12 protein-coding genes are annotated in these 17,336 nt (G+C 71.5%); all 12 read left to right on the top strand.

Annotated elements, in window-relative coordinates; translation table 11 throughout:
• Positions 1–58: 58 nt before the first annotated feature.
• The 12 genes from QIS96_RS30950 (at position 59) to QIS96_RS30895 (ending at position 17,291) form a co-directional block, all read left to right on the top strand.
• Complete coding sequence (locus QIS96_RS30950) at positions 59–1,387, top strand: NAD(P)/FAD-dependent oxidoreductase (RefSeq protein WP_282546133.1); 1,329 nt, start codon at positions 59–61, stop codon at positions 1,385–1,387.
• Positions 1,384–2,388 (top strand): phosphopantetheine-binding protein, encoded by a 1,005-nt coding sequence (locus tag QIS96_RS30945; protein ID WP_282546132.1) that lies wholly within the window; start codon positions 1,384–1,386, stop codon positions 2,386–2,388. The genes QIS96_RS30950 and QIS96_RS30945 overlap by 4 nt, the downstream gene beginning before the upstream one ends.
• A 53-nt stretch (positions 2,389–2,441) precedes the next feature.
• Positions 2,442–8,573, top strand: coding sequence for a type I polyketide synthase (locus QIS96_RS30940; protein ID WP_282546131.1), 6,132 nt, complete (start codon positions 2,442–2,444; stop codon positions 8,571–8,573).
• The gene (locus QIS96_RS30935) at positions 8,570–9,529 is read left to right on the top strand and encodes a 3-oxoacyl-ACP synthase III family protein (protein ID WP_282546130.1); all 960 of its coding nucleotides are present in this window, start codon (positions 8,570–8,572) and stop codon (positions 9,527–9,529) included. The genes QIS96_RS30940 and QIS96_RS30935 overlap by 4 nt, the downstream gene beginning before the upstream one ends.
• Positions 9,530–9,590: 61 nt before the next feature.
• Complete coding sequence (locus QIS96_RS30930; RefSeq protein ID WP_282546129.1) at positions 9,591–10,565, top strand: ketoacyl-ACP synthase III family protein; 975 nt, start codon at positions 9,591–9,593, stop codon at positions 10,563–10,565.
• Positions 10,562–11,833, top strand: coding sequence for a type III PLP-dependent enzyme (locus QIS96_RS30925; RefSeq protein ID WP_282546128.1), 1,272 nt, complete (start codon positions 10,562–10,564; stop codon positions 11,831–11,833). The genes QIS96_RS30930 and QIS96_RS30925 overlap by 4 nt, the downstream gene beginning before the upstream one ends.
• A gap of 47 nt (positions 11,834–11,880) precedes the next feature.
• Positions 11,881–12,147 (top strand): acyl carrier protein, encoded by a 267-nt coding sequence (locus QIS96_RS30920; RefSeq protein WP_282546127.1) that lies wholly within the window; start codon positions 11,881–11,883, stop codon positions 12,145–12,147.
• 5 nt (positions 12,148–12,152) lie between these two features.
• Positions 12,153–12,965, top strand: coding sequence for a hypothetical protein (locus QIS96_RS30915; protein ID WP_282546126.1), 813 nt, complete (start codon positions 12,153–12,155; stop codon positions 12,963–12,965).
• A gap of 20 nt (positions 12,966–12,985) precedes the next feature.
• Positions 12,986–13,954: a holo-ACP synthase gene (gene acpS / locus QIS96_RS37995; RefSeq protein ID WP_282546125.1), complete on the top strand. Its 969-nt coding sequence runs from the start codon at positions 12,986–12,988 to the stop codon at positions 13,952–13,954.
• Between the two features lie 35 nt (positions 13,955–13,989).
• The gene (locus tag QIS96_RS30905; RefSeq protein ID WP_282546124.1) at positions 13,990–15,243 is read left to right on the top strand and encodes an MFS transporter; all 1,254 of its coding nucleotides are present in this window, start codon (positions 13,990–13,992) and stop codon (positions 15,241–15,243) included.
• Positions 15,240–15,710, top strand: a complete 471-nt coding sequence (locus QIS96_RS30900; RefSeq protein WP_282546123.1) for an ester cyclase — start codon at positions 15,240–15,242, stop codon at positions 15,708–15,710. The genes QIS96_RS30905 and QIS96_RS30900 overlap by 4 nt, the downstream gene beginning before the upstream one ends.
• 30 nt (positions 15,711–15,740) lie before the next feature.
• Positions 15,741–17,291, top strand: a complete 1,551-nt coding sequence (locus QIS96_RS30895; protein ID WP_282546122.1) for a class I adenylate-forming enzyme family protein — start codon at positions 15,741–15,743, stop codon at positions 17,289–17,291.
• The last annotated feature ends 45 nt before the right edge of the window (positions 17,292–17,336 follow it).

Raw genomic sequence — 17,336 nt, 5'->3', positions numbered from 1 at the left:
CATTTCTATGTCCCGGTGGGCCGTAGCCCTTCCCGGGAGTGAGAGGACCCAGCCAGCCATGAGTAACGCGTACGACGTCATCGTCAACGGGGCGAGTGCCGCCGGATGCACCGCCGCGATTCTCTACGCCCAGCGCGGGGCCAGGGTGGCTCTGCTGGAGCGTCGCGCAGATCCGTCCGCGCACAAGGTCCTGTGCACCCACTACATACAGGCCTCCGCCCATCCCGTCATGGTCGAGACGGGCCTGGCCGCGGAGCTGGAGAGAGCCGGCGCCATCGCGAACACCGCTCACTACTGGACGCGTTGGGGCTGGATCCAGCCGCCCCACGACGAGACCAGCACCCACGGGTACAGCGTGCGCCGCCAGACCCTGGACCCGTTGCTGCGCCGGCTGGCCGCCACCACCAAGGGGGTGGACCTCAAGCTGGGGCACACCGTGAACGGGCTGCTGCGCGAGGCGGACCGCGTCGTCGGAGTCGAGGGAACGGCCGGCCGGGAGCGCTTCGCACTGCACGCCCCCCTCGTCGTCGGAGCGGACGGCAAGGACTCGACCGTCGCGCAGCTGGCCGGAGCCGCGGCCGAGACCACCGACAACAACCGCTTCAGCTACTTCGCGTACTTCCGGGGGCTGCCGCGGCACCAGGACAACGCGGCCAGGGTCTACTACCTGGAGCCCGACAACGCGTACGTCATGCCCAACGAGGACGGCGTCACCGTCGTCGCCGCCGTCGTCTCCAAGGACCGCCTCGAGGAGTTCAAGGACGACCTCGAGGGCGCCTACACGAAGTTCGTCCGGTCGCTGCCCGACGGGCCCGACTTCGACCGGGCCGAGCGCATCTCCAAGATCATCGGCACGCTCAACTATCCGCTCACCTCGCGCGTACCCGCCGGCCCCGGGTGGGCCCTGATCGGCGACGCGGCCCTCACCAGCGATCCGCTCTCCGCCGTGGGCTGCGCCTGGGCGATGCAGTCGGCCCACTGGCTCGTCACGGAGACCTCCGACGCGCTGACGGCCGCTGACCAGCCCGGGGATTCCTCGGCCGCGGTCGACGAGGCCACCGGCCGCTACCGCGCCCGCCACGCGCAGGAGACCGGCCCGCACCACCACCTCATCGCCGACTTCGCGACGGCCCGCCCGTTCAACGAGATCGAGGAGTTCTCCTTCTCGGCCGCCGCCAGGGATCCCGAAATGGCCGCGCACTTCCACACGTTCGGCTCCCGCCTGATGACGGTGGAGGAGTTCCTCGCACCCGACGTCGTGGCCCACATGGAGAAGGTCAACGGCCACGGCCTGTCCGAGGAGACCCTTCGCCTGCTGGCAGGCGAAGGGGAACAGCCGCCCCGACACACCGCAACCCAGGACGAGTTCGCAGGAGCCACCCGATGAGCACCTCCGCCACGCCCGTGCACCCGACCCCTTCCGACCGCTCCCCGCAGGAACTCTGGAACGCCTGGAACCGGCTGTGGAACGGCGACTACGCCATCGCCGACGACTTCGTGTCCCGCACCATGCGGGTGAACATCCCCCAACACGGCATGCCGGACCCCGACACGCTCACCGACGGCCCGCAGATAGCCGCCTGGATCTCCGCCTTCCGCTCCTCCTACGAGGACGGCGCGAGCATCAGGGGCGAGCTCGGTCCCTTCTTCATCGGCGACTACGCCCTTGGCCGCTGGGTCTTCCGTGGCACCTGGAAGGGCGGGAGGCCCGCCGCCGCCACCCTCGAGCCGGGCACCGAGGTCACCTTCCGCGGGGTGGACATCCTCCGCTTCGAGGACGGACGGGTCGCCGAGTACTGGCTCTCCGACGACCAGCTCGACCTCTACGACCAGCTCGGTGTGCTCGGCGACGGCCCCGGTGCCGCGCAGGGCCCGGCCCCGTTGGCGCAGCGGATCACCGGCCACTCCCCGGACGCCGCACGCGCCCTGCTCCTGGAGCGAGTCCTCGACCTGACGGCCGAACTCCTGGAGGACGAGGGAGTTCGGGACACGGCCGGCACCGAGACCTTCCTCTCGCTCGGCCTCGACTCCCTCCTCGCCGTGGCGCTGCGCAACCACCTCGAAACCGAGTCCGGAACAGCGCTGTCCAGCACGGTGGTGTTCGACTGCCCCACCCCGCAGGCCCTCGCCCAACACCTGTGGACGCGCCTTGAGGGCGGTGCCGGTGCTCCGCCCGCGGACCTTTCGGCCACCTTGGACCGGCTGGAGGAGCTCGCCGACACGGCACCGGAAACCGACCGAGCCCGGCTTGCCGAGCGTCTTGCCCGGCTGGCCGAGCGGCTGGCACCGGCACCGGACGCCGCGCCCGAGCAGCTCGACAACGCCTCCGCCACGGAACTGTTCGCCTACCTCGACAGCAGGCTCGGACCGACCGGGCGCGCCCGGTGAACGCCCCGCTGACCAGCGGCCCCGACGAAGCGCCAAGCGAAGACGAGAACGGAATGTCTGACGAAGCACGACTCCTGGACTATCTCAAGCGCACCACCGCCGAGCTCGACCTCGCGCAGGCCCGACTGCGCGAGGAGCAGGACCGCGCCGCCGAACCCCTCGCCATCGTGGGCATGAGCTGCCGTTTCCCCGGCGGCGTGACGACCCCCGACGAGCTGTGGCAGCTGGTGGACGAAGGCCGCGACGCCATCACCGACTTCCCCACCGACCGCGGCTGGGACCTCGACGGCATCTACGACCCCGACCCGGCCCGGGTCGGCAAGACCTACGTGCGGCGCGGCGGATTCCTGCACGACGCCGCCGAGTTCGACCCCGCCTTCTTCGGCATGTCCCCGCGCGAGGCGCTCACCGTCGACCCCCAGCAGCGACTCCTCCTGGAGACGACCTGGGAGGCGTTCGAGGACGCCGGGATCGTCGTCGACAGCATGCGCGGCAGCGACACCGGCGTGTACGTCGGCATCATGTCCGACGAATACGGGCTGCGGTTCCTCAAGACCCCGATCGAGGGCATCGACGGCTATCTCGGGGTCGGCAGCGCCAACAGCGTTGCCTCCGGCCGGATTTCGTACACCTTCGGATTCGACGGCCCGGCCGCCACCGTCAACACCGCCTGCTCCTCCTCGCTCGTGGCCCTGCACCTCGCCGGTCAGGCCCTGCGGCGCCAGGAGTGCTCGCTCGCCGTGGTCAGCGGTGTGATGCTGATGGCGACGTCGTTCTCGTTCACCGAGTTCAGCCGGCAGCGCGGGCTCGCCCCGGACGGCCGGGCCAAGTCCTACGCCGAGGGAGCCGACGGCACCGCCTGGGCGGAGGGCGCCGGCACCCTGCTGGTGGAGCGGCTGTCCGACGCACGCCGCAACGGCCACCGCATCCACGCCGTCGTCCGCGGCTCCTCCGTCAACCAGGACGGCGCCAGCAACGGCCTCACCGCCCCGCACGGCCCCTCCCAGGAAAAGCTCATCCGCGACGCGCTGGCCGCCGCCTCCCTGGCGCCCGCCGACGTGGACGCCGTCGAGGGGCACGGAACCGGCACCAAACTGGGCGACCCCATCGAGGCACAGGCGCTGATCGCCACGTACGGGCAGGGCCGTGACGGCGTCCCCCTGTGGCTCGGCTCCCTGAAGTCCAACGTGGGCCACACCCAGTCCGCGGCCGGCATCGGCGGCATCATCAAGATGATCAAGGCGATGGAGCACGAGCGGCTGCCCCGCACGCTGCACGTCGACGCTCCCAGCTCACACGTCGACTGGTCGGCCGGTGACGTGCGGCTCCTGACCGAGCCGACACCGTGGCCCCGCCGGGAGCGACCGCGCCGGGCAGGCATCTCCTCCTTCGGCATCAGCGGGACCAACTCCCATGTGATCCTCGAGGAACCGCCCGTCGAGGCGGCCCCCACCGCCCCGCCCGTCGAGGGCGCGCCCCTGCCCTGGATCATCTCGGGCGGCACCGCCGAGGCCCTGTCCGCCCAGGCGCGCAAGCTGCACACCGCCCTTGCCGCCGAACACCCTGCGCATGCGGCCCTCACCCTGGCCACGGCCCGTACCCCGATGGAACATCGCGCGGTCGTCATCGGCAGCGACACCGAAGAGCTGCTGCGCGGCGTCGAGGCCATCGCGGCCGGCACCCCGGCCGGACACGTGGTACGCGGCACGACCCGCAACAACGGCCGGACCGCGTTCCTGTTCACCGGGCAGGGAAGCCAGCGGCCGCGGATGGGCCGCGAGCTCTACGACACCCACCCCGTGTACGCCGCGGCCTTCGACGAGGTGTGCGAGGCCCTGGACGCCCACCTCGACGTGCCCCTGGCCAAGGTCCTCTTCACCGACGACGACGCCGGCGAGGCGACCCTCAACCGCACGGAGTTCACCCAGCCGGCGCTGTTCGCCGTCGAGGTGTCCCTCTTCCGGCTCGCCGAGGCGTGGGGGCTGCGCCCCGACTTCGTCACCGGGCACTCCATCGGCGAGATCGCGGCCGCCCATGTGGCGGGCGTCCTGTCCCTGGCCGACGCGGCGAAGCTGGTCGTCGCCCGGGGCCGGCTCATGCAGGCGCTGCCCGGCGGTGGCGCGATGACCGCGATCGAGGCCACCGAGTCCGAGGTGCTCGCCGCGCTCGACGGGCGGGAGAAGCAGGCCTCCGTGGCCGCGCTCAACGGCCCCCGGTCGGTGGTGCTGTCCGGCGACGCGGCCGTGGTGGACGAGATCGCCGACGGCTTCCGGGCACAGGGCCGCAGGACCCGGAGCCTGCCGGTCAGCCACGCGTTCCACTCACCCCACATGGACGGGATGCTGGACGAGTTCGCCGAGGTGGTGTCCGGTCTGACGTTCACCGCCCCGACCATCCCCCTGGTCTCCGACGTGACCGGTGAGCTCGCGGGCCCCGAGCAGCTGTGCCGCCCCGGCTACTGGGTCGAACACGTCCGCAAGCCGGTGCGCTTCAGCGACGCCGTGGAGACGCTCTACGGTGAGCGCGCCAGGACGTTCGTGGAGATCGGCCCCGACGGCACCCTGTCGGGTCTGGTCGGCGGCTGCCTGGGCGACGACCGTCAGGCCCTCGTCGTGCCGCTGCTGCGGCGCGGCCGGAGCGAGCCCGAGTCGGTCCTGAACACGCTCGCCGAGCTGCACGTGAACGGCGTCTCCCCCGACTGGTCCGCGGTGCTCGACGGGCTCGGCGGACAGCGCGTCGACCTGCCGACGTACGCGTTCCAGCGGCAGCGCTACTGGCTCGACGAGCCCGCGGACGCCGGTGACGTCACCGCGCTCGGCCTGCAGTCCGCGGACCACCCGCTGCTCGGGGCCGTCACCGAACTCGCCGCGGGCGACACGGTGGTGTTCTCCGGCCGGCTCTCCCGACAGTCCCACCCCTGGCTCGCCGACCACGTGGTGCACGACACGGTTCTGGTGCCCGGCACGGCCCTGCTGGAACTGGCCACCCGGGCCGCGGCCCACGTCGGCTGCGGCACCGTGGAGGAGCTGACCCTCGAGGCGCCGATGGTGCTCCCCGAGCACACAGGCATCCGTGTGCAGCTGTCCGTCGGCGCCCCCGAGGAGGAGGGACGTCGGCCGGTGTCGCTGCACTCTGTCGCCGACGACGCCCCCGAAGGCACCGAGTGGACGCGGCACGCCTCCGGGTGGCTCGCCCCGGGCAGTGGCCGTGCCCCGGAGGACCTGCGGGTCTGGCCCCCACAGGACGCCGTGGAGGTGGACCTCGAGGGGCTGTACGAACGTCTCGCCGACACCGGCTTCGACTATGGTCCGGCCTTCCAAGCGCTGCGCGCCGTGTGGCGGAGCGACACCGAACTCTTCGCGGACGTCGCCCTGCCCGCGGAGCAGCAGGAGCAGGCCGGTTCCTTCGGCCTCCATCCCGCGCTGTTCGACGCGGCGCTGCACGCCCTGGCCTGGGAGGAGATCCGTACCGACGGCGCCTCGGGGCGGCTGCCCTTCTCCTGGAACGGGGTGAGCCTGCACGCGGTCGGCGCGGACGCGCTGCGCGTGCGGTTCAGCTACGACACCCCGGACTCGGTCACGATGACCCTCGCCGACCAGGAGGGCGACGCCGTCGCGTCGGTGGAGTCCTTCGTCTCCCGGCCGGCCGCGCCGGAGCAACTGGGCGCGGGCCGCCGTGTCTTCGGCGACGCGCTGTTCCGTACGGAATGGACGCCCGTGCCCATGCCCGGCGGTCTGCCCGCGGACGTCCTGAGCTTCGCCTCCCCGGCGGCGCTGCTCGACGCCCTGGCCGCGGGACCGGTGACGGCGCGCACCTGCGTGGTGCACTGCCGTCCGGACGCCTCCGGCGACATCCCCGCCGCGGTCCGCCGCACCACCCACGAGGTGCTCGCCCTGCTCCAGAGGTGGCTGGACGAGGGCCCTGAAGCACCGTCCCGCCTGGTGTTCGTCACCCGCAGGGCGATCGGCACCCGCCCCGACGAGGACGTCCTCGACCTCGCTGCGGCACCGTTGTGGGGGCTGGTGCGCTCGGCCCAGTCCGAGTACCCCGAACGCTTCCTGCTCGTCGACACCGACACCGGCACCGGCCACGACACCGAAGACAGCGTCCTCGCCGCCGTGGCCGGTGACGAACCCCAACTCGCCGTGCGCGAAGGCGCGTTGCTCGTGCCGCGGCTGAAGGCGGCGCAGGCCGAGGCCGTCGCCGCTGCCCCCGCCACGGCGTGGCAGGGCACCGTCCTGGTGACCGGCGGCACCGGCGGACTCGGCGCGCTGCTCGGCCGTCACCTGGTGACCGCGCATGGCGCACGCCGCCTGCTGCTTGTCAGCCGGCGTGGCCCGCAGGCCGAGGGAGCGGCCGAACTCGTCGCCGAACTCGCCGAGTTCGGGGCCGAGGCGACCGTCGCCGCCTGCGACGTCACCGACCGTGCGGCCCTGGCGGAGCTGCTCGCGTCGGTCCCGGACGCACATCCGCTGAGCGCGGTGGTCCACACCGCGGGCGTACTCGACGACGGCATCCTCACGTCGCTGAACCCCGAGCGGCTCGACCGGGTGCTCGGCCCCAAGGTGTCCGCGGCCTGGCACCTGCACGACCTCACCCGGGACCTGGACCTCGGCGCCTTCGTCCTCTTCTCCTCGATCGCCGGAGTCCTCGGCAGCCCGGGTCAGGCCAGCTACGCATCGGGCAACACCTTCCTGGACGCACTCGCCCAACACCGCACCCACAGCGGGCTGCCGGCAACCTCTCTGGCCTGGGGCGTGTGGGAGCCCACCGGCGGCATGGCAGGCGCCCTGCGGGACGTGGACCTGAAGCGGATGGAACGCTCCGGCATTCTGCCGATCTCGCCCGAACTCGGCACGGCGCTGTTCGACGCCGCCGTCGCGGGTACGGCACCCGTCCTGGTCCCGGCACGCCTCGACCGCAAGGCGTTGCGCGGACTCGGCGACGGCCTGGCGCCCGTTCTGCGGGGGCTCGTCCGCACCGCTGTGCGCCGCGCCGGCAGCGCGGGTCCGGCCGCCGACTCCGCCGCCTCCGCGGCAGGCACCGGGACCGCGTCCCTGCACGAGAAGCTGGCGAGCCTGCCCGAGGAGCGGCGCCGCGCAGCGGTCGTCGACGCGGTCGAGGACGTCGTCGCGGCCGTGCTCGGATACGACAGCGCCGACGCCATCGAGCCCGACACCCCCTTCCGGGACCTCGGCATGGACTCGCTGACCTCCATGGAACTGCGCACCGTGCTGAACCGGGAGACGGGACTGAAGCTGCCCGCGACCATCGCCTTCGACCGCCCGAGCGTGGGGGCTCTGGCCTCGCACATCCACGAGCAGCTGGAGGCGCTCGCCCCGGGCGAGACCGCCGCGGCCCCGCCCAGCGCCCTGACCGAGCTGCTGCGCACCGCGCACGAGGACGGTCGTCTGGGGCACGCGGTCGACCTGCTGGTCGCCGCCTCTCAGATCCGTCCCGCCTTCGGGGAAGGGGACCGGACAGCACCCTTCCCGAAGGCCGACGGCCCGGCCGACGAGCCCGCGGTCGTCTGCTTCCCGTCGATGATCGCCATCTCCGGCCCGCAGGAGTACGACCAGTTGCTCCCGCACCTCGAAGGGCGTGCCGTCTCCGTCCCGCCGCTGCCCGGATTCACCGGGGGCGAGGCGCTGCCCGCGTCCCTGCCGGCCCTGGTCGACGCCCTGGCCGACGGGGCGGTACGGGAAGCGGCGGGCAGGCCGCTGGTCCTGCTCGGCCGCTCCACCGGAGGCTGGATCGCCCATGCCGTGAGCGGGCGCCTCCAGGAGCGGGGAATCGACCCGGCCGCCGTCGTGCTGATCGACACTCTGGCCAGTCCGCTGGACCTCGACGACCTGTCGATGGTGGCCGACCAGATGCTGACGGAGCAGAACAGCCAACTCCTCGACGACGACCGGCTCATCGCGATGGGCGGCTACATCCGCGTCTTCGACGGCTGGGAGCCGCAGCGCAGCGGCGTACCCACGCTGCTCGTCCAGGCGCGGGAACGGTCCGGCGCGCATGCTCTGCCCCGCTGGGACCTGGCGGACACCACGGTGGAGGCCCAGGGCGACCACTTCACGATGCTGGCCGAGCACTCGGCGACGACCGCGCGGGCGCTGACCGACTGGCTGAGCACGGTCCTCACCCGGGACGAGAGCCGCGGCGGTGCGGGGAGCCCGCGATGAGCGCGTCACTCGGGACCCTGGAACGGGTCGAGTTCCATGTGCCGGACCGGCGGCTGACCATTGAGGCACTGGCCGAGCCGCTGGGGCTCAGCCGCCCCAAGCTGTCCCTGTTCCGCAAGGTCCACGGACTGCACACGCTGCACGACGATCCGGACAGCTCCCTGTTCGACCTGGTCCTTCCGGCCGCCCGGCGGGTGGTCGAGCAGGCGCCGGACCCGCGCCGCATCCGCTGGGTGATCTACGCGCACGCCATCCACGAGGTCGCTCCCGCGGACACCGATCTCGCCGCCGGCATCCGCGACGCGCTGGGTCTGCGGCACGCGGAGGCCTTCGCGCTCAGCCAGCAGAACTGCGCGTCGGGCCTGGGAGCCGTCGATGTCGCGGCGCAGCTGCTGCGCGACGGCGACGCCGCGGACCGGGTGCTGGTGGTGACCGGGGAGAAGCCGCACTCGCCCCTGATCCGGACTGTTCCCAACACGGCGATCATGGGCGAGGCCTCCGCGGCCTGCCTGGTCTCGGTGGGCGGCACCGGCGACACCGTGCGCTCGTACGTCTCGCACACCCTGGGCGAGTACGCGCAGCTCGTCGGCATGTCCCCCGAGCAGGCCGCCCTGTACGGGAAGGCCTACGCGCCCACGCTCGCCGACGTGGTGCGGCAGGCCGTCGCCGAGGCCGGACTCACGCTCGCCGACATCGACCTGGTCATCCCGCACAACGTCAATCTGATGGCCTGGCGCAACACCGTCGCCGAACTGGGCATCTCCCAAAACCGCGTGTTCCTGGACAACGTCCCGCGCTACAGCCACTGCTTCGCCGCCGACCCGTTCGTCAACTACGCGTCACTGCGCGACGCCGGACGGCTCGTCGAGGGCCGGCACTACCTGATGGCCTGCGTGGGCGCCGGTGCGACGTTCACCGCCCTGACCCTGACCCATCGACGAGGAGACACCCGGTGAACGCCGTCGACGTGCCCCGTCCCCCGCAGCCTGTCCGACCGAGAACCCTGGAGTGCCGGCGATGACGACATCCGTGACGACCCTCGAGGCCGTGGAGTCGTTCGTGCCCGACCGAGTCGTGCCCATCGAGCAGCTCGCGGAGCGCCTGCGGCTGCGTCCGACCAAGGTCCGTCTCTTCCGCCGGATCCACGGTCTGCAGGAGATCCGGTTCGATCCCGAACTCTCCCTGTACGACGTGGTGTTGCCGGCGGCCCGCCGGATCCTGGACGGGCCGGGGGTCCGCGACCGCATTCGGTACGTCGTCTACTCCCACACCACGCAAGCGGTGGCCCCGGCCCACATCGACCCCGCCCGGGAGATCAGGAACCGGCTCGGGCTCGAACACGCCGAGGCCTTCGCCGTGAGCCAGCAGAACTGCGCGAGCGGCATGGCCGCGGTCGACGCCGCGGCCGAACTCCTCAGAGCGGAGGGCGGGCCGGGCGACCGTGCCCTGGTGGTCACCGGTGAGCAGGCCTTCTCCCCGCAGATCCAGCTGATCCCGGACATCGCCATCATGGGCGACGCCGGGGCCGCCTGCCTGGTGGGCCTGGACGGCGCCGGGGACACGGTCCGCTCGTACGCCACCCGCACCCTGGGCGAGTACAGCGCGGCCATGCTCCTCGACGAGGAGAAGTCCCTTGAAGTCAGCACGGTCTACGCGCCGGTGCTCGCCGAGGTGGTACGCGAGGCCGTCGAGCAGGCGGGTCTGACCCTGGACGACATCGACCAGATCATCCCGCACAACGTCAATCTGCAGTCCTGGCGGCAGACCATCGGCGAGCTGGGTATCGACCGCTCCCGCGTCTTCCTCGACAACGTCGGGCGCTACAGCCACTGCTTCGCCTCCGACGTGTTCCTCAACTACACGACGCTGCGGGACGCGGGCGCCCTGCGGCACGGACGTACCTACGTGTTCGCGACCGTCGGCCTCGGCGCCACGTTCGCGGCCATGGTCATCACGCATCGCGCCTCCGGCGTGGCACAGGAGGCGGCATGAGCACCGGTGAGTTCCGGATACAGGGTCTGCCGATCTCGGACCTCGCCGCCGAGTTCGGCACACCGCTGTACGTCTACGACGCGGATGTCCTGCGCGACACGTACCAAGGGTTGCGGGACCGGATGCACCCCGCGGTGGACATCTTCCTGTCCCTGAAGGCCAACCCCAACATCAGCGTCATCGGCCTGCTCGGGTCGTTGGGCGCGGGCGCGGAGGTCTCCTCGCTGGCCGAGCTGGAGACGGCACGGCGAGCCGGCGTCGCACCGCAGAACACGATCTTCCTCGGGCCGGGCAAGACCCGGGCCGAGCTGGAGGCCTGCGTGAGCGCCGGTCTGCACGCGATCGTCTGCGAGTCGCTCGACGAACTCCGGGCCCTCGACGACCTGGCGGCACGGACGAACCAGGGTCCGACACCGGTGATGCTGCGGATCAACCCCGACTTCCACACCAAGGGCTCCGGTCTTGCCATGGGCGGCAAGCCCCGCCAGTTCGGCATCGACGTCGCTCACGTACGCCGGTCCCGGGAGCTGTTGAAGAGCCTGCGCCACGTCGATGTCATGGGGCTGCACGCCTACATGGGCACGCGCTTCCTCCACCACGAGGACCTGGTCCACAACACCCGCGAGATCCTCGCGACAGCGCGGGAACTGTCCGCCGAGACCGGGATCGAGCTGCGCACGGTGGACTTCGGCGGCGGCTTCGGCATCCCGTACTTCGACAACGAGTCCCCCCTCGACCGGGACGCGCTCACCGCCGGCATCAACGAGACCGTGACGGAGTTCCACCGCGATCACCCGGACTGCCGCCTGATCAACGAGCTCGGGCGCTACCTCACCGCCCCCTGCGGCACCTATGTCACCCGCGCGCTGCAGGTGAAGGAGTCCATGGGGGAGCAGTTCGTCGTCGCCGACGGTGGTACGAACCACCACATGGCGGCCGTCGGCGTCGGCAGCTTCGTGAAGCGCAACTTCCCGATCCGCTCCCTGACCCGGTACACCGAGCAGCCGGACCGCACGTACACGATCACCGGGCCGCTGTGCACGCCCAACGACGTGATCGGCAAGCGCGTGGCGCTGCCCGAGGTCGCCGTGGGCGACCTCATCGGGGTCGAACGCTCGGGCGCGTACGGGCCCTCGGCCTCGCCCGGCCTGTTCCTCAGCCATGGCTTCCCCGCCGAGGTCATGGTCCACGACGGCACCGCCCATCTGGTGCGGCGCCGCGACACTCTCGACGACCTGCTCGGCAAGCAGCGTCTCGTCACGTTCTGACCCGGCCTTCTGACCCTCAACTCCCTTTCGAACCAAGGAGCCTGACCATGGACAAGCACATCGTCGCCCAGGTGGAAGCCGCCCTCAGTGAGGTACTAGAGCGCGAAATCACCGGCCTGACCGAGGAGGCCCGGCTCCTCGAGGACCTCCATCTGGACTCGACCTCGGTGATGGAGATGCTGATGCACCTCGAGGACAGCCTCGGGATCGTCATCGACCCGGAGAACCTCGACATGGAGGACTTCCAGTCCGTCGGCACGCTCACCGCCTACCTGGCGCGCGTCGCCCCCGAGCCGCAGCTGCAGGGCCGGTGAGCGACGTGACCACGCTCTTCGCATCGTCCGTCGTCGTCTCCCCGGACGCCGGCCCCTTCCACGAGGACCCGGGCGTACTGGGCTTCTATCGCGACCTGGTCGAGCCGTTCGGCTCCACGGTGGACGAACAGCGGTTGCGCAGCGGCCGGAACGTGTTCCACAAGGACCTCGTGGACCGTCTCGTGGAGAGCGAGGAACTCACCGGCGCCACGGCCGACTTGGTCGTCGTCACCCACGCGCTGCCCGACGTCCACCCGTTCACGGCCGTCGCCTCACACCTCAACATGCGGCTCGGCGGCGGGGCGCACAGCTTCTCCGTCAGCGAGCAGGGCCTCGCGGCGCCGTTCACCGCGCTGCGGATCATCTCCGCCTACCAGCGCGGCGGCCGGTCCGAGAACGCCGTGCTCGCCGTGCTCGAGCAGACGACGCTGCCCACTCCCCACCCGCTCGTCGACTCCGGCGAACTCACGGACACCGGGGTGCTGTTGGTCCTGAAGAACGGTGCAGGGCTCCAGGCCGAGGCGGTCGAGTCGTTCGACGACGCCGAAGCGACCCTCGCCCGGCTGCGCGAACTCGCCGGCAGCGGACCGGACACCCTGCTCGTCACCGGCCCGTGGGTCCAGGAGCAGGACTTCGGCTCTGCGGCGCGCGTGCACCGCGTCGCTCCCGGCAGCTACTGCACCAGTGTCTGGCTCGACCTGGCCCGGCACTGGCAGCAGTGGCAGCGGGATCACCGCCTCGTGGTGCTGTGCGACGTGGACCCGTTGTCCGGCAGCGGACACCTCGCGGTGCTCCGCTCGACCGGCACCGCGGGCTAGCGGAAGCCCGGGGCGCCCGCATGCGTATCGGTGTCGATGTCCTTTCTCCAGCAGAACTTGACCGGCTCACGACCCGCGAATGGTTTCGTCGGCACACCTATGCCGAAGAGGAGCTGGAGTACGCGGCGACGCTCTCGCCCAGTCGGGAACGGGAGTTCCTGGCCGGCCGGTTCGCCGCGAAGGAGGCGGTCGTGAAGGTTCTGGGGACGGGCTTCGGCAGAGGCATCCGCCCGGCTCAGGTCTGTGTGGCGCGTGCTGACCGCTCAGCACCGGTCGTCCGCCTCTCCGGCGCGGCCGCGCGCCACGCGGAGGAGCTCGGGCTCGGCGCGATCACGGTGTCCATCGCGCACAAAGAGGCGTGCGTCGTCGCTGTGGCCGTCGCAGCGGACCACAGCGACGCCACGCACCCGCCGTGCACCGAGCGGGGTACGGCACCGGTACCGCCGCGCACGGAATCACTCGGCTACGAACAGGTAGGGGACATGCAGGGAACGCCAACACCCGAGGCCCCGGCGGACATCACGGCCACTCTTCGGGTGCGGATGGGCCCGCAGGACGCGCACTACGGAGGTGAATTGGTGTCCGGCGCCCGCCTGTTGGAGATGTTCGGCGACCTCGTCACCGAGATCACCATCAAGACCGACGGCGACGAGGGACTGCTCACCGGATACCAGAAGGTCGAGTTCCTCGCCCCGGTGTCCGCGGGCGACTACATCGAGGCCACCGCCCGGCTGCGCAGCCGCAGCCGGCTGCGCAGAACCGTCGAGTTCACCGCGTACAAGACCGTCGTGGCCCGGTACGACCTCGGCGCCACCCGGGCGGAAACGCCGGCCGAGCCCGTGCTGGTCTGCCGTGCCGTCGGCACCGCGGTCGTACCCCCCGCTGCCGCCCGCCGTGCCTCCGCACGCACGGACTCGGCACGCACGGACTCGGCACGCACGGACTCGGCACACACGGACTCGGCACAGCACATGCCGGTCCTCACCTGATCAACTTCTACAGCAGCGACCAGAGGGAAACTCGGATGACCACCCCTGCCCCCGCCCGCACAGCCACGCCGGGACGCGTCCTGGCCATCGCTGTGTGCAGCGCGTTCCTCGTCGGGCTCGACTCGATGATCACCGTCCCGCTGATCCCCGAGATCGCCTCCGACACCGACACCGCCGCGCGCTCCGGTGGCCTGCTCGTCAGCGCCTACGCACTGCTGTTCGCTGTGGTGGCACCGCTGTGCGGAGCCATGTCCGACCGGATCGGACGCCGCCGGATCCTGTGCACCGGTCTGGTCGTGTTCGCCGTCGCCAACGTCCTGACCGGCCTCGGCAGCGACTTCACCTTCATCCTCGCCACCCGGGCCCTGGCCGGCCTCGGCTCCGCCATGATCATGCCGAGTGTGTACGCCCTGATCGCCGAGAACTTCCCGTTCGAGCGGCGCGGCAAGGTCATGGGCATCGTCGTGGCCGGTCTGCTCAGCTCCACGGTGCTCGGTGTTCCGCTCGGTTCCTCCCTTGCCTACCTGCTGGACTGGCGCGCGGCCTTCGTCGCGGTGGCGGTCGTCGCCGCCGTGGTCTACGTGACGGTCCTGCTGCTCCTGCCGGCCGCCGCGCCGAAGGCCCCGGAGGAGCGCGCCTCCGGCAGCCCGATGGCGGCCTACTTCGGCATGATCCGCCGCGCCGTCACCACGCCCGCGCTGCTGTGCGTCCTCGGCTCGACCCTGCTGTGGAGCGCGGCCCTGTACGGGATGTTCTCCAACATCGGCGTCTTCTTCGCCGAGCGCTTCGACTTCAACGAGGCACAGACCGGGTTCGCGATCATGGGATCCGGGGCGGGCAGCATGGCCGGCGCCCTCCTCGGCGGCCGGATCGCCGACCGCCTGGGCAAGCGTCGAGTCCTCGTCGTGGCAGCACTGGTGGCGGCCGCCGGAGTCACCGCCGTACCGCTGATCGGCGATCGCCTCGCTGTCGTCCTGGTCGCCTTCATCCTGTGGGGCACCGCCGTCGGCGTCGGCCAGCCGGCCCTCAACGCCCTGGTCAGCGAGCTGCGGCCGGAGATGCGCGGCACCGCCCTTGCGCTGAACGGCTCCGCACAGTACGCCGGGATGATGCTGGCCACCAGCCTCGCGGCCACCCTCCTGCAGAACAGCGTCTCCTTCGGCGTGATCGGAGTGATCTGCGGTGTCTGCGCCCTGGCGGTCCTGCCGCTGCTCGTCGGGGTCCGGGTGACCGCGGCCCAGACCGCGCCCGCCACGGAGTCCGTGTCCCAGAAGGAGGCGGCGGCATGAGCGCCCTCGACGGCCAGGAGACGGACCTCGGGAAGATCCTCTTCGAACGGTTCGTCGACCTGTGGAACGGTGAGGTCGACTTCGCGGACACCCCCGCCTTCATCGCCGACGACTTCGTCGTCCACAGCGCCGAACTCGCCCGCTATCTCGGTTTCCCCGACTCCAACCGGATCACCACCAGGGACGGGCTCCTCGACTGGGTCCGTTCCGTACGGACCTTGCTCGACGACGTCCGCTTCACCACGGACCCGGGCCCGCTGCGCGACGGCGACTACGTGTCCGGCGGGTACACCGTCACCGGCAGGTACGCGGGCGGCGCACCCACCGCCACCGTCGCGGTCGGCACCCCCGTGCGCTACACGGGCATGTCCATCGTCCGCCTCGAGGACGATCGGCTGGCCGAGTACTGGGTGCTCTCCGACGGCCTCGGCCTCCTCTCCCAGCTGGGCGCGATCCCCAGCCCCTGACCACCCGCATCTGCTGAGGACCTGACCACGATGTCTCAACCCGCCCTGCTCCACGACCTGTTGGACGCGACGGCCGGGGAGTCACCCGACCGCCCCGCCGTCACGCGTCTCGATGTGACCGTGACCTACGGCGAACTGCGGCGCGCGAGCCTGAACCTCGCCGCCTGGCTGCGTTCCCGAGGGGTCGCGCGCGGCCACCGGATCGTCATCTCCCTTCCCTCCGGCCCCCTCACGCCGGCTCTGGTCTACGCCGCTTCGCGGATCGGCGCCCTCTACACGGTGCTGCACGAGCAAGTCGTAGGCACCCCGCTTGAGCACGTGCTCGACGACTGCGAGCCGGCCCTCGTCGTGGGCGCCGACGCGGCGGTTCTCGACATCGCCCGCGGGCGGAGCATCACCGCCGTCTCCGCGGCGGACGCCACCACGGTCGCCTTCGGCGGCGACGAGGTCTTCGAGGTGCCGGAGAACGAGGCGCCGGAGAACAAGGCCGGCGCCCCGCTGGCCGTGGACCCGGTCTCCCTCATCTACACGTCGGGCACCACGTCGATGCCCAAGGCGGTGGTGAGCACCCACCAGCAGGTGCTGTTCGCCGCCCAGGCCATCCAACAGGTCCTCGAGTACCGCCCCGACGACGTCGTCTACTGCCCGCTGCCGCTCTCCTTCGACTACGGCCTCTACCAGCTGTTCCTCGGGGCCCTCAGTGGAGCCCACGTGGTCCTCGGCGGTGCGGCCGAGGCCGGCCCGGCCCTCCTGCGCAACCTGCTTGACAGCGGTGCGACGGTGCTGCCCGCGGTTCCGTCCGTCGCGGAGTCGTTGGCCTGGCTCGTCAAGCGGGCCTCCCGCCGCCCGGCCCTGCGCCTGATCACCAACACCGGTGCGGCCCTGTCGACGGAGACGCTCAATGCGTTGCGCACGGCGATACCCGGTCTGCGCGGTCAGGTCATGTTCGGCCTCACCGAATGCAAGCGGGCGACGATCATGCCCCCGGACGGGGACCTCGACCGCCCCGGATCCTGCGGACTGCCGCTGCCCGGCACCGAGGTCGTCGTGGTCGACGACGCGGGGGACCCCTTGCCGTGCGGCGAGATCGGGGAGATCACGGTGCGCGGACCGCATGTGATGTCCGGCTACTGGCGGCGCCCCGAACTCAACGCGGAGAGGTTCCCGCGCCGCGACGGCCTCTTTCCCGAACTGCGCACCGGCGACTACGGCTGGCTGGACGACGAGGGCTACCTCTACTTCTCCGGCCGGCGGGACGATCTCTACAAGGAGCGCGGCTTCCGCGTCAGCGCCACCGAGGTCGAGGCCGCGGCCCACCGCATCCCCGAGGTCGTATCGGCCGCCGTTCTGCCTCCGCGTGAGAAGAAGCCGGCCCTGCTGGCCGTGGTCACGGATCTCGCCTCCGACGAGGTACTCGGGCGCATGCGGGACGAGTTGGAGGAGTTCAAGATTCCGCGCCGCTGCGTGGTCCTCGAGGTACTCCCCCTGAGCCGCAACGGCAAGGTGGACCGCAAGGAACTGGCACGCCTCGTCGAGGACCGCACGGCCCGGACCGAGCCGGTCGGCAGCGGTGAGTCCTGAGCCCCTGAGTTCTGAGCCCCGAGTCTGAGCCCTGAGTTCTGGAAG

The sequence above is a fragment of the Streptomyces cavernicola genome, assembly GCF_029968035.1.
In the GTDB taxonomy this organism is placed as follows: domain Bacteria; phylum Actinomycetota; class Actinomycetes; order Streptomycetales; family Streptomycetaceae; genus Streptomyces; species Streptomyces cavernicola.
This window is presented reverse-complemented; position numbering and strand designations above follow the sequence as displayed.

What these genes read in the sequence shown, in the direction of transcription:
- QIS96_RS30895 (WP_282546122.1), top strand. Translation starts at nt 15,741, where the DNA reads ATGTCTCAACCCGCCCTGCTCCACGACCTGTTGGACGCGACGGCCGGG.
- QIS96_RS30900 (WP_282546123.1), top strand. Translation starts at nt 15,240, where the DNA reads ATGAGCGCCCTCGACGGCCAGGAGACGGACCTCGGGAAGATCCTCTTC.
- QIS96_RS30935 (WP_282546130.1), top strand. Translation starts at nt 8,570, where the DNA reads ATGAGCGCGTCACTCGGGACCCTGGAACGGGTCGAGTTCCATGTGCCG.
- QIS96_RS30950 (WP_282546133.1), top strand. Translation starts at nt 59, where the DNA reads ATGAGTAACGCGTACGACGTCATCGTCAACGGGGCGAGTGCCGCCGGA.
- QIS96_RS30920 (WP_282546127.1), top strand. Translation starts at nt 11,881, where the DNA reads ATGGACAAGCACATCGTCGCCCAGGTGGAAGCCGCCCTCAGTGAGGTA.
- acpS (WP_282546125.1), top strand. Translation starts at nt 12,986, where the DNA reads ATGCGTATCGGTGTCGATGTCCTTTCTCCAGCAGAACTTGACCGGCTC.
- QIS96_RS30940 (WP_282546131.1), top strand. Translation starts at nt 2,442, where the DNA reads ATGTCTGACGAAGCACGACTCCTGGACTATCTCAAGCGCACCACCGCC.
- QIS96_RS30945 (WP_282546132.1), top strand. Translation starts at nt 1,384, where the DNA reads ATGAGCACCTCCGCCACGCCCGTGCACCCGACCCCTTCCGACCGCTCC.
- QIS96_RS30905 (WP_282546124.1), top strand. Translation starts at nt 13,990, where the DNA reads ATGACCACCCCTGCCCCCGCCCGCACAGCCACGCCGGGACGCGTCCTG.
- QIS96_RS30925 (WP_282546128.1), top strand. Translation starts at nt 10,562, where the DNA reads ATGAGCACCGGTGAGTTCCGGATACAGGGTCTGCCGATCTCGGACCTC.
- QIS96_RS30930 (WP_282546129.1), top strand. Translation starts at nt 9,591, where the DNA reads ATGACGACATCCGTGACGACCCTCGAGGCCGTGGAGTCGTTCGTGCCC.